The sequence below is a fragment of the Thauera aromatica genome, assembly GCF_023093595.1.
Classification (GTDB): domain Bacteria; phylum Pseudomonadota; class Gammaproteobacteria; order Burkholderiales; family Rhodocyclaceae; genus Thauera; species Thauera aromatica_A.
The window spans coordinates 26,461-38,349 of the sequence record NZ_JALLIK010000079.1 but is presented as its reverse complement, the minus strand read 5'-3'; the positions used below and the strand labels follow the sequence as shown (position 1 = coordinate 38,349).

Genomic DNA, 11,889 nt, shown 5'->3' with positions numbered 1-11,889 from the left:
CCGGCGCAACGTCGACATGACCTACATCGTCATGGACAACGAAGTCTACGGCATGACCAAGGGCCAGGCCTCGCCGACCACCGCGCCGGACTGGGAAAAGAGCAAGCTCACCCCCCAGGGCACCGGCATCAACCCCTTCCATCCGCTGGTGATCGCGCTCGCCGCCGGCGCCAACTTCATCGCCCGCGGCTTCTCCGGCGACCCCAACGGCGCCGCCCAGCTGATCACCGAGGCGATCCGCCATCCGGGCTTCTCCTTCGTCCAGCTGCTCAGCCCCTGCGTCACCTTCCGCCCCGAGCAGCGCGACTGGAAGGACGCCGTACACCCGGCCGCGGTCGATCCGACCGACGATCCGGCGCGTGCCGCCCGCCGCCTGATGACCGACGACGGCCTCAACCTCGGTGTGCTGTATCGCGGCAGCCGTAAACCCTTCCAGCCGGCGCGGAAGGCCTGCGTCGATTCCGTCGCCGCGCTCGAGCACGAATTCCTCCTCGGGGAAGCCCGCTCGCCGGGCGACCGCCTCCGCTCGCCCGAACCGCCGCCGCCCGCCGCCCGGGCCGCAGACCCGCTGCCGGTCTAGCTGCTCCAGGCCCACTCCCGCCGGCACAGGGTCTTTCCGCTCCGCGGGAGGTGTTGCGCGGGCCGCTCGCAGGGGACGAGCACCCCGTTTTCCCGGCCCGGCAAGGGGCGGGCGGCGGGGTGTCGGTCCTCGTTTTCGATCCGCTCCGGAGGGCGTCCGGGGCAGGCTCGTGACGGGCGGATGCGATGCGTAAAAGCGATCGACAGGGAGTCAGATTGAATCACTTGGAGATTGGGGGGCTGGATAGACTGCCAGGCATCGACAAGGTCGGCACCGATCGGCTCGACAGACCTGGATTTCAATAAAGAGGGGACTATGGCCTTAGCTGAAGTCAAATTCTCGGCACTGCTGTACGGGCTCAAGCATGTGCTGCAACTGATGGCGCGCCGCCATCCGCATTTCCGGCGCCGTCTCGGCGAGCGCAATTTCACCGTGCAGATGCGGACCGACGACAACACGGTCGAGCGCCATTTCACCTTCCTCAACGGCAAGGTCGGCTCGGCGGCGGGGCGCCACCCTTCGTCCGCGATCACGATCACGGTTGCCAACGCCGAAGTCGGCCTGAAGCTGTTCGCCCTGAACGTCGACCAGGTCGAGCGGGTCGAGGCGATCAAGAACTTCCAGCTCAAGGCTGACGGCCCCGATGAGCTGGTGGTCTGGTTTACCCAGACGATGAACATGATCCCGACACTCGGCTGGGAGTACGGCACCGAGCTCGGCAACGGCGTCAAGCGCTATGTGACCAACACCAACGGCGGCCCGCTGTTCGTCCATGTCAAGGACGACAAGATCGTGCGCATGACGCCGATCGAGTTCGACGACAGCGACGCCCCGACCTGGTCGATCGAGGCCCGCGGCAAGCGCTACACGCCGCCACGCCAGACCACGGTGGCGCCGCACACGATGTGTTCGAAGTCGACGATCTATTCGCCCAGCCGCCTGCTGTACCCGATGAAACGGGTCGATTTCAATCCCGACGGCGAGCGCAACTGCCACAACCGCGGCATTTCGGGCTATGAACGCATCAGCTGGGACGAGGCCTACGACATCGTCGCCAAGGAAATCCAGCGCGTGAAGCGCGATTTCGGCCCCGGCGCGATCATGGCCAACCACGGCTCCCACCACACCTGGGGCAACGTCGGCTACTACATCAGCGCCGCCTACAAGTTCTTCAACGCCATCGGCACGACCAAGGTGATGCACAACCCGGACAGCTGGGAAGGCTGGTACTGGGGCGCGATGCACCACTTCGGCCACAGCATGCGGCTGGGCCAGACCGAGACCTACAGCCTGGTCGAAGATCTGATGAAGGAGGCCGAGATGGTGGTCTTCTGGTCGGCCGACCCGGAGGCGACCAGCGGCTCGTATTCGGCTTTCGAGGGCACTTCGCGGCGCCAGTGGCTCCATGATCTGGGCATCGAGCTGGTGCATGTCGATCCCTATTACAACCACTCCGCGGCGCTGCTCGGCGGCAAATGGATCGCTCCCAGGCCCGGCACCGACACCGCGATGGCGATGGCGATCGCGCAGGTGTGGATCGCCGAGGACTTGTACGACAAACAATACGTCGCTGAGCGCTGCGTCGGCTTCGACAAGTGGCGCGACTACCTCCTCGGCAAGGAAGACGGCATCCCCAAGACGCCCGAGTGGCAGGAGGCGGAAACCGGCGTGCCGGCGCGCGAAGTGCGTGCCCTGGCGCGGCGCTGGGGGAGCAGGAAGACCTACCTGGGCGCGGGCGGCTGGGGCAACGGCCATGGCGGCGCCTGCCGCTCGGCGACCGGCATCCAGTGGGCGCGCACCCTGGCCTGCCTGCTGGCGATGCAGGGAATGGGCAAGCCCGGAGTCAACTACGGCCTGCTGCAGTGGGGCACGCCGATCGACCTGTCCTTCTCCTTCCCCGGCTATGCCGACGGCGGCATGTCGGGCGATCTCGAAGGCACCGGCCTCGCGATCAGCCTCTACCTGCGCATGCCGCAGCTGCCCTCGTTCAACCCGGTGACGCAGAAGGTGCCGCGCCTGCGCATTCCCGAAGCGATCCTCGAAGGCAAGGCCGAAGGCTATCCGTGGGACGGCAAGACGATCGAAGGGCAGTTCCAGAAGTTCAGCTACCCGAAGGCCGGGCACGCCCCCGTGCAGATGCTCTACAAGTATGGTGGGGCGTCGATCGGCACCATGAACGACTCCAACCGCTACGTCAAAGCCTACCGCACCGACAAGCTGCCCTTCGTCGTGAACCAGTCGATCTGGCTCGAGGGCGAGGCCAAGTTCGCCGACATCCTGCTCCCGGCCTGCTCGTCCTTCGAGCGCTGGGACATCAGCGAATTCGGCGGCACCGGCGGCTACGCGCTCCACGGCCAGACCCAGATGAACCACCGCGTCATCCTGATGCAGCACAAGTGCATCGAGCCGCTGGGCGAGTCGAAGTCCGACTTCCAGATCTTCACCGAGCTGGCCTCGCGCCTCGGGCTGGGCACCTACTTCTGCGAAGGCATGACCGAGCTCGACTGGGTGAAGAAGATGTTCGACGCCTCCGACCTGCCCAAGCACATCAGCTGGAAGGAATTCCTCAAGAAAGGCTATTTCGTCGTTCCGCCGCTGCCTGAAGAGCGGCGCGACCCGCCTTCGTTGCGTTGGTTCTACGAAGGCCGGAAGAAGGACGTGCCCGAGCCGCACCCGCTGCCCGGCGACTATACGGAGAAGTTCCAGGAAGGCCTGCAGACCCAGTCGGGCAAGTTCGAGTTCGAGTGCTCGAGCCTGAAGCGCTTCGACCCGGACGACCCCGAGCGCCCGCCGATCGTCAAGTACGTCCCGTCCTGGGAAGGACCGCGCAGCGCGCAGTACAAGCGCTACCCGCTGCAGATGATCTCGCCGCACTCGCGCTTCAGCTACCACACCATGAGCGACGGCAAGGAGAGCGCGGTCAATGACATCAAGGAGCACCGCGTCCTCATCGACGGCTACTACTACTGGGTGATGCGGATCAACAGCGAGGACGCCGCTGCGCGCGGAATCCGGATGCACGACCTGATGCGGGTCTACAACGACCGCGGCGCGGTGATCTGCGCCGCCCATGTGACACCGCGCCTGCCGCGGGGCGTGGTGCATTCGTACGAGTCTTCGGCGGTCTACGACCCCCTCGGCGAGCCCGGCTATTCGGTCGATCGCGGCGGCTGCGTCAATCAGCTCACGCCGAAACGCTCGATCGCGAAGAAGGTGACCGGCACCGCGGCCAACTCCTGCCTGGTCGAAATCGAGCTGTGGGACGGCAGCGCGGAGCTCAAGCGTGCGCCGGGGCAGAGCGAAGAAATGGAGGCACAGCAGTGAAAAAGTGGAATCTGGTGATCGACGTGGCCAAGTGCTTCAACTGCAACTGCTGCGCCCTGGCCTGTCATGACGAGTATCACGGCAACCGCTTCCCCGGCTATGCCGACGAAATGGCCAAGCTCGGCCAGCGCTGGATCGACATCCTGCAGCGCGAGACCGGGCAGGTGCCGATGGTGGAAGTGAGCTATCTGCCGGTGATGTGCAACCACTGCGACAACCCGCCCTGCCTGAAGGCGGCGAAGGACGGCGCGGTGGTCAAGCGCGACGACGGCATCGTCCTTATCGTTCCGGAGAAGGCCCGCGGCCAGCGCCAGATCGTCGATGCCTGCCCCTACAACGCGGTGTTCTGGAACGAAGAGAAGCAGCTGCCGCAGGCCTGGCCGTTCGATGCCCACCTGCTCGACCAGGGGTGGACGCGCACCCGCGGTGCGCAGGTGTGCCCGACCCAGGCGATGCGCACACTGAAGGTGAGCGATGAGGAAATGCGCGCCATCGCCGCGCGCGAGGGGCTCGAAGTGCTGTCGCCCGAGACCGGCGCCAAGCCGCGGGTGTATTACCAGAACCTGGCCAATTTTTATTCTGTTTTCATCGGTGGGGCGCTGACCCGGGAGGTGGCCGGAGTGAGCGAATGCGCGGCCGGAGTGAAGGTCGCCCTGCTCAAGCACAACCAGCTGGTCGAGGAGCAGGAAAGCGACACGTTCGGGGAGTTCCGTTTCCGCCGCCTCAAGCGCGACAGCGGAACCTACACCTTGCGCGTGGCCGAGGCGAAGTTTGCCATGGAAGTGGAAGTGAAGCAGGACAGCGTCTATCTGGGCGCGATCGATCTGGCACCGGCGCGCAAGCCGGCGCCGGTAACCAACTAAAGCAAGGAGGAAACAGTGGCCTACATTTTCCACCAGGACGAACTGCCCAAGCTCGTCTCGACCGTGCCCGGGCGCGAGCGGGTGTTCTTCGTCAGCAAGGAACTCAGCGACGTCGACCACATGCTCGCCGGGATCATGCGCTACAAGCAGGGGGCGAAGTCGCCCTACCACTTCCACAAGAACTGCGAACACTTCTATTTCATCATGGAAGGGCGCGGCACGGTGGAGACGCCCGAAGGCGTGCGCGACGTCGCCCCCGGCGACATGGTGTTCATTCCGGCCGAGGAAAAGCACCGCCTGCGCGCCGTCGATCCGCTGTTCTACTTCGAATTCCAGGCTCCGAACCGTTTCCAGACCACGATCCTGGACGGCACGCCCGACGACCTGCTGTGGGAAAAGGTCGACGGCAAGATCTGGGTGCAGAGCTGACACGAACGAGGACAATGGACATGACGACTACATTCATCAAGACCGGCGAATGCGCGCGGGTGGCGGTTCCGGGGGCGGGCGAAGCCGCCGAAGTGCTCAACGAGGCGCTGTGCGGCGCGAAGAACGTGCGCGGCAAGCTGCACTGGCTGTCCGGCGGCGACCGCCTCCATGCGCAGGCGCCGGCGGCCGGCCACGAGCTGGTGTATCTGATGGAAGGCGACGGGGTGATTTCCCTCAACGGCAAGGACTACGACGTCAAGCGCGGCGCCGGCGTCTACCTGGGGCCGAACGAGGCCGCTTCGATCCGCCCCGCGGACGGTGCGCTCAAGCTCTTTCATCTGAGCGTTCCCGAAGTCAGGGACTGAGCGCACTTTTCATCAGCGAGGAGGCGAGCGATGAAGGTAGGTCTGGTCGGCCTGGGACGGATGGGCTCGGCGATCGCCGGGCGTATTCTGGGGGGCGGTTTCGATCTGGTCATCCATAACCGCAGCGCGGAGAAGGCCGCCGGGCTCGCCGAGGCCGGCGCGCGGGTGGCCGGCTCGGTGGCCGAAGCCTGCGCCGGTCGTGACGTCGTCATCACCATGGTGGCCGACGACGCTGCGCTCGGGGCGGTCGCCCACGGCGCCGGCGGGCTGTGCGCGTCGCTGCCGGCGGGCGCCGTCCATCTGGCGATGGGCACGCACGGTGTCGCCGCCCTCGGCGCGCTGGAAGAGGCCCACCGCCAGGCCGGGCAGCAACTGGTGGCGGCGCCGGTGCTGGGCCGCCCGGACGCCGCCGGCGCCGGCCAGCTCGGCATCGTCGCGGCGGGGGCGGCCGAAGCGGTGGCGCGCTGCCGCCCCCTGTTCGAGGTCATCGGCCGGCGCGTGTTCGCCGCCGGGGAGCGTCCTGCCGGCGCCGCGGTGATCAAGCTCTCGAACAATTTCCTCCTCGGCTGCTGCATCGAGGCGATGGGCGAGGCGTTCGCCCTCGCCCGCAAGTACGAAGTCGCGCCCGAAGTGCTCTACGACGTGCTCACCGAAGGCTTGTTCGCCGCCCCGGCGTACAAGGTCTACGGTCGCCTGATCGCCGACGAGACCTATGAGCCGGCCGGCTTCGCCGCGCATCTCGGCTTCAAGGACGCCACCCTGGTGCTCGCCGCCGGGGAGGCGGCGCGCGTGCCGCTGCCGAGCGCGAACACGCTTCGGGATCGCCTGCTGAGCGCCATCGCCCACGGCGACGGCGACAAGGACTGGTCGGTGATGGCCCGCGAGCAGGCCCGTGCGAGCGGGCTCGAGTGATGGCCGCTGCCGCGCTTTCCTGTAGTTGAACCCTCCCCGCGACGCCTGCACCGGAGCCGGTGCGGGCACCCCCTTGCCGACCGATCTGGAAAGGAATTCACGATGAAATACAACCGCCCGCATGCAACCGCGCCCTGGGGCACCATGGCCAAGGACTGGGAACTCGGCATCGACTATCCACGCATGGTGCGCGAGCGTTTCCAGCGCGCCCAGAATGCGGTCAAGGCGGCCGGGCTCGGGGCCGTGCTGTGCTTCAACGTCGATAACGTGCGCTATGTCACCGGCACCCACATCGGCGAATGGGTACGCGACAAGTTCGACCGCTACTGCCTGTGCCCGCGCGACGGCCAGCCCTACCTGTGGGACCCGGCGCCGCCGGCGAAGCGGATCAGCTCGCCGTGGATCGCCGAGCACCTGGCCGCACCGATCAGCACCCTGCAGGGGGCGCTGCCGCCCGGCGTCGGCGCCGAGCAGGCGTTCGCCCGCCAGATCAAGAAAATGCTGGTGCATTACGGCATCGAACGCGAGCCGCTCGGCATCGACCTGCTCGAGCTGCCGATGCTGCGCGCGCTGGAAAAGGAAGGGATCGAGGTGGTCGATGGCCAGCAGGCCATGCTCGACGCGCGCGAGATCAAGACTGCGCAGGAGATCCAGTGCCTGAAGGTGGCCGCGGCCATGGTCGATGCCACCTACTACGACATCTGCAAGGCGATCCGGCCGGGCGTGCGCGAGAACGAGCTGGTGGCGATCGCCAACGACCGCCTGTTCCGCCTCGGCTCGGAGCGCGTCGAGTGCGTCAACTCGGTCGCCGGGCCGCGCGGCACGCCGCATTCGCACACCTTCTCCGACCGCATCATCCAGCCGGGCGACATGGTCTATCTGGACATCATGCATTCGTTCAACGGCTACCGGACCTGCTACTACCGCACCTTTGTGTGTGGGGAGCCGAACAAGCACCAGATCGAAGCCTACGAGACCGCCTCGAAGTGGATCAGTGCCTCGATCGATGCGATCCGTCCGGGGGCGACGGTGGAAGAGGTCGCCAGCGTGTGGCCGGCGGCCGAGGAGTTCGGCTACGAGGACGAGGACGAGGCCTTCCTGCTGCAGTACGGCCACGGCATCGGCTTGAGCCTGTGGGAGCGGCCGATCATCAGCCGGCGCTTCAGCGGGCAGAGCACGGTGCTCAAGGAAGGGATGGTGTTTGCCGTCGAGACCTGGAAGGGCGCCGCCGACGGCTCGGGCGCGGCGCGCATCGAGGAAGAAGTGGTGGTGACGAAGGACGGCTGCGAGGTGATCACCAACTTCCCGTCGGACCGCCTGATTTCCTGCGGCCTGCCGGGCTGCGACGTGTTCTGAGGTTCCAAGCCGCGGCGCCGGGAAACCATTCTTTTACATCCCCGGCAGCCGCTCGAAGGCCGCGTCATGTGGCCCCGTTTGTTCAGGAGGAGGAAGACATGAGCATTTTCAGCCGCATTGCCAGACTGAGCGCCGCGATGGCGCTGATCGCCGCGAGCCTGGCCACGCCAGTGCAGGCCGAGGAGTGGCGCTTCAGCACGCCCACCCCCGCCGCGCACATCTATACGAGGACGGCCGAGCGCATCGCCCAGGCGATCGGCGCCGAAGGCAAGGACCGGGTCACGGTCGCCCCCGCCAACCAGCTCGGCGATGTGCCGACCGTGCTCTCCCTGCTGCAGGGCGGTGCGCTCCAGTTCGCAGTGGTGCCGGTCGGCGACCTGACCAACCGCGACCCGGCGTTCTTCGGCTGGTTCCTGCCGCGCAAGTTCGATTCGCTCGAAGGCGCGGCGAAGGCGGCCCATTCGAAGGAAGCGCTGGAAATGCTCGACCGCCTCGGGACACAGGGCCTGGTTGGCCTGGCCTACGTCCTCAACGGCCAGCGCCACGTCCTCTCCCGCAAGCCGATCGCTTCGGTCGAGGATTTCCGCAACCTCAAGGTCCGCGCCTTCCAGAGCGACATCTTCCGCGCCTGGTGGAGCGCGCTCGGTGCGGCGCCGACCGCGCTGCCGCTGCCCGAGATCATGCCTTCGCTGATCACCGGGGTGATCGACGCGGTGGACGTGGATCTCGAGATCGTCAATGCGCTGCGCATGTACGAGCAGGCGCCCCACGTCACCCTCACCCGGCACATGGTGTTCCCCGGGGTGATCCTGGCGTCGCGGACCTGGTGGGAGCGGCTCGACCCCGCACGCCAGGAAAAGGTCCGCGCCGTCATCGCCGAGGCGCAGCGGTGGGCGCTCGACGACGTGGTCGCCGGCGAGACGGCGCTGGTCGAGCGCTTGGCCAAGGCGGGAGCCAAGGTGGCGCAGTTCGACGGTGCGCAGTTCTCGACCCAGGTCGAGACGGTGCGCAAGCAGTTCATCGACCGCGATCCGCTGATCCGGGCATTCGACCAGGCGAACTGAAACCCGAGCCCGGCGGCAGGGAGGCGCGTCCGCCTCTTGCGGCCGGGTTTGCTCAAGGAGGGAAACCTTTCATGGGTGCTCTGTTCTGGGTCGACCGCCTGTTCGCCCGCCTCGAACTCGGGGTCGCGGTCGCCGCACTGGCGAGCCTGGTGGTGCTGCTGATCGCGCAGGTCTTTTTCCGCTACGTCCTCATGGCGCCGCTGTTCTTCGCCGAAGAGGTCGCGCTGCTGCTGCTGATCGTGGCGAGCTTCACCGGCCTCAGCCTGCTGGTCGCCGAGCGCAAGCTCGTCGCCGTCGACATGGTCGGCGCCTTCGTCGCGCCGCGCCTGCAGCGCTGGATCCGCTGGGCGGCCGGGGTCGCGGTGCTGCTCATCGCTGGGGTGCTGGCCGGGTACGCGGTGAGCTACCTGACGGTGCCCTGGATCTGGCTCGAGCGTTCGGCCACCGTGCCGATGCCGCGGGCGGCGCTCTACCTGCTCGTCACCATCGAGCTGATCCTGCTGTGTTTCCACCAGGCCGTGCAGTCGATTGCGGATTTTCCGCCGATGGCCGGGGAGGGCTGAAGCGATGCTGACGATGAGTGCGTTTTTCGTATTGCTGTTCCTGGGCCTGCCGATCATCTTCCTGTTGCTCGGCACGGCGATCCTGTTCGTCTTCGAGGCCGAAGCGGACATGATGCTGAACAGCTTCCTGGTGCAGTCGGTCAAGGGCATCGAAGCCAACGGGTTCCTCGCCATTCCGCTGTTCATGCTGGTCGGCGAGATCATGACCCGCGGCCAGATCACCGAGCGCCTGATGCGCACCGCGGTGCGCCTGGTCGGTGGCATGCGCGGTGGCCTGGCCTACGTCAATGTCGTGGTCAATGCGCTGGCCGCGGCGATCCTCGGTTCCGCCACCGCGCAGATCGCGGTGATGAGCCGGGTGATCGTGCCCGAGATGGAGCGCCACGGCTACGACCGCCGCTTCGCCGCGGGGCTCACCGTGGCGACGGGGCTGCTCGGACCGATCATCCCGCCGTCGATGCTGATGATCATCTACGGCGTGCTGGCCTATCAGTCGGTGGCGACCCTGTTCATCGCCGGCATCGTCCCGGGACTGCTGATCACGCTGTTTTTCTTCGTCGCCGTCGCCATGTCGGGCAAGCACCTGCCGGTGGCGTCCGCGGCGCCGCTGCCGGCATCGAGCTGGCGCGAGGTCGGGCTCGATGCATTGCCCCTGCTGATTCCGGTGACGATCATCGCCGGCATCGTGTCCGGGGTGATGACGCCAACGGAGTCGGGTGCGGTGGCGACGGTGGTTTCCGTGGCGCTTGCGGTGACCGTCTATCGCAGCCTGGGTTTCGGCGATGTCGTGCCGCTGCTGCGCGAGGTCGTCCTGTCCTCGGCTTCGATCATCGCGCTAATCGGCTTCGCCACGCTGCTGGGCTGGGTGCTGTCCTACAAGGGCATTCCGGCGATGATGGCCGACGGGCTGGCGTCGCTGTCGGTCGGCCCGGTGAGCTTCCTGCTGCTGGTCTGTCTGGTGGTGTTCATCCTGGGGATGTTCCTCGACGGCATCGGCGTGCTGATCTTCATCGTGCCGATCCTGCTGCCGGTGGCGCAGTCGTTCGGCGTGGACCCCATTCATTTCGGCGTGGTGCTGGCGGTCGCGACCCTGACCGGGCTGGTCTCGCCTCCGGTCGGCCCCGGGCTGTACATCGCGATGGATGCGACCGGGCTGAAGATGCTGCCGCTGTTCACGGCGACGCTGCCCTTCATGCTCAGCTTCCTGGTCGCGCTGCTGGCGATCGTGCTACTGCCCGAACTGTCGGTGGCGCTGCCGGCCTGGCTGGCGCTGTAGGCCGGCGGCGCGGCGTGCGCCTGCCGGGGAGCGTCGAAGCGATCCGCACGGACGGGCTGGAAAAAGCGGGCGGTGCGGGTTGCGCACCGCCCGCGCCGTGACGGCTGCGGGGCGGGAAATCTACCGCGCCGCTCCGTGCTGCGCGATCAGCGCACGTGCGTCCTGGAGCATGGCCTGGCCGGGCAGGCCGGCCTTGTCCATGTTGTCCACGTATTCGTTCTGCAGGTCGGCGGTGGCCGCGATCCAGCGGTCGATCTCGGCCGTCGGCAGGGTGTGGAAGGTATTGCCGCGCGCGATCGCGGTATTGCGGCTGGGTTCCTTGGCTTCGTCCCATACCCGGCCGGCGTGGGCGGAGAGTTCCATGCCGCTGTTGCGGTCGATGATCGCCTTGAGGTCGTCGGGCAGACCGGCGTAGCGCGCCGGGTTCATCGCCATCACGAACACGTTGGTGTACAGCGAGGGGCGTTCGGCGGGCGTTTCGATGTGGTGCTTGACCATCTCCTGCAGCTTCACCGAAGGGATCACTTCCCAAGCCAGCAGGAAGCCGTCGACCACGCCCTTGCTGACCGCCTCCGGCAGCGAAGGCAGGGGCATTCCGACCGGAGTGGCGCCGAGCCGCGTCAGCAGCTTGGTCGCGAATCGCGTCGGGGCACGCACCTTGAGGCCGCGCAGGTCTTCCATCTTGTGCAGCGGAGTGTCGCGGGTGTGGAGGTAGCCTTCCTCATGGACGTTGAACAACAGCGGCTTGACCGCGCCGAACTCCTTTGTCGCGTGCCTGGTGTAGAAGGTCCATGCCGCGCGCGAGCCGGCTTCGGCGCCGGTGGTCATGAACGGCAGCTCGAACACCTCCATGATCGGGAAACGGCCGGGGGTGTAGCCGGGCAGGGTATAGACAATGTCGGCGACGCCGTCGCGGGCCTGGTCGTAGAGCTGGGCAGGGGTGCCGCCGAGCTGCATCGAGGGGTAGATCTGGCACTTCATGCGGTTGTTCGATTCGGCCGCGATGCGCTCGCACCAGGGTTTGATGATTTTCTGCGGGGCGTTGGCGTTTGGCGTCCACATGTGGTGGACCTTCAAGGTCACCTCCTGGGCGGTGGCGGGTAATGCACCACAGGCCAGCAGGCTGAGCAGGGCGAAGCGTTGGTGCAGGGACATGC

11 protein-coding genes and 1 pseudogene are annotated in these 11,889 nt (G+C 66.9%); 11 read left to right on the top strand and 1 reads right to left on the bottom strand.

Features of this window, described 5'->3' with window-relative positions:
• The 11 genes and pseudogenes from MXC99_RS03110 to MXC99_RS03065 form a co-directional block, all read left to right on the top strand.
• On the top strand, positions 1-580 hold a 580-nt coding region (locus MXC99_RS03110), incomplete at its 5' end, for a thiamine pyrophosphate-dependent enzyme (protein ID WP_247724142.1).
• Between the two features lie 315 nt (positions 581-895).
• Positions 896-3,904: a molybdopterin-dependent oxidoreductase gene (locus MXC99_RS03105; RefSeq protein WP_247724141.1), complete on the top strand. Its 3,009-nt coding sequence runs from the start codon at positions 896-898 to the stop codon at positions 3,902-3,904.
• Positions 3,901-4,767: a 4Fe-4S dicluster domain-containing protein gene (locus tag MXC99_RS03100; protein WP_247724140.1), complete on the top strand. Its 867-nt coding sequence runs from the start codon at positions 3,901-3,903 to the stop codon at positions 4,765-4,767. Before MXC99_RS03105 ends, MXC99_RS03100 begins: the two co-directional genes overlap by 4 nt.
• Before the next feature lie 15 nt (positions 4,768-4,782).
• Positions 4,783-5,196, top strand: a complete 414-nt coding sequence (locus MXC99_RS03095; protein ID WP_247724139.1) for a cupin domain-containing protein — start codon at positions 4,783-4,785, stop codon at positions 5,194-5,196.
• A gap of 20 nt (positions 5,197-5,216) precedes the next feature.
• Positions 5,217-5,561, top strand: coding sequence for an AraC family ligand binding domain-containing protein (locus MXC99_RS03090; protein ID WP_247724138.1), 345 nt, complete (start codon positions 5,217-5,219; stop codon positions 5,559-5,561).
• A gap of 24 nt (positions 5,562-5,585) precedes the next feature.
• Positions 5,586-6,056 (top strand): annotated as a pseudogene (locus MXC99_RS16985) (NAD(P)-dependent oxidoreductase); the annotation flags it as partial.
• A gap of 3 nt (positions 6,057-6,059) precedes the next feature.
• Positions 6,060-6,473, top strand: coding sequence for an NAD-binding protein (locus tag MXC99_RS16980; RefSeq protein WP_348772082.1), 414 nt, complete (start codon positions 6,060-6,062; stop codon positions 6,471-6,473).
• Positions 6,474-6,575: 102 nt separating this feature from the next.
• On the top strand, positions 6,576-7,829 hold the full coding sequence (locus MXC99_RS03080; protein WP_247724136.1) for a M24 family metallopeptidase: 1,254 nt from the start codon (positions 6,576-6,578) through the stop codon (positions 7,827-7,829).
• Positions 7,830-7,927: 98 nt separating this feature from the next.
• Positions 7,928-8,893, top strand: coding sequence for a TRAP transporter substrate-binding protein (locus tag MXC99_RS03075; protein WP_247724135.1), 966 nt, complete (start codon positions 7,928-7,930; stop codon positions 8,891-8,893).
• Between the two features lie 71 nt (positions 8,894-8,964).
• Positions 8,965-9,456, top strand: a complete 492-nt coding sequence (locus MXC99_RS03070; protein WP_247724134.1) for a TRAP transporter small permease — start codon at positions 8,965-8,967, stop codon at positions 9,454-9,456.
• Positions 9,457-9,460: 4 nt separating this feature from the next.
• Positions 9,461-10,732 carry a TRAP transporter large permease gene (locus MXC99_RS03065; protein WP_247724133.1) on the top strand — a complete coding sequence of 424 codons (1,272 nt, stop codon included), beginning with the start codon at positions 9,461-9,463 and terminating at the stop codon, positions 10,730-10,732.
• A 120-nt stretch (positions 10,733-10,852) separates the two neighbouring features.
• Here MXC99_RS03065 and MXC99_RS03060 read toward each other — a convergent pair whose 3' ends face one another.
• Positions 10,853-11,887: a TRAP transporter substrate-binding protein gene (locus MXC99_RS03060; protein WP_247724132.1), complete on the bottom strand. Its 1,035-nt coding sequence runs from the start codon at positions 11,885-11,887 to the stop codon at positions 10,853-10,855.
• Positions 11,888-11,889 lie beyond the last annotated feature (2 nt).

Bases quoted from the DNA above. Each gene is read 5' to 3' on its own strand.
- MXC99_RS03105 (WP_247724141.1), top strand. From the start codon at position 896: ATGGCCTTAGCTGAAGTCAAATTCTCGGCACTGCTGTACGGGCTCAAG.
- MXC99_RS03090 (WP_247724138.1), top strand. From the start codon at position 5,217: ATGACGACTACATTCATCAAGACCGGCGAATGCGCGCGGGTGGCGGTT.
- MXC99_RS03080 (WP_247724136.1), top strand. From the start codon at position 6,576: ATGAAATACAACCGCCCGCATGCAACCGCGCCCTGGGGCACCATGGCC.
- MXC99_RS03075 (WP_247724135.1), top strand. From the start codon at position 7,928: ATGAGCATTTTCAGCCGCATTGCCAGACTGAGCGCCGCGATGGCGCTG.
- MXC99_RS03070 (WP_247724134.1), top strand. From the start codon at position 8,965: ATGGGTGCTCTGTTCTGGGTCGACCGCCTGTTCGCCCGCCTCGAACTC.
- MXC99_RS03065 (WP_247724133.1), top strand. From the start codon at position 9,461: ATGCTGACGATGAGTGCGTTTTTCGTATTGCTGTTCCTGGGCCTGCCG.
- MXC99_RS03060 (WP_247724132.1), bottom strand. From the start codon at position 11,887: ATGTCCCTGCACCAACGCTTCGCCCTGCTCAGCCTGCTGGCCTGTGGT.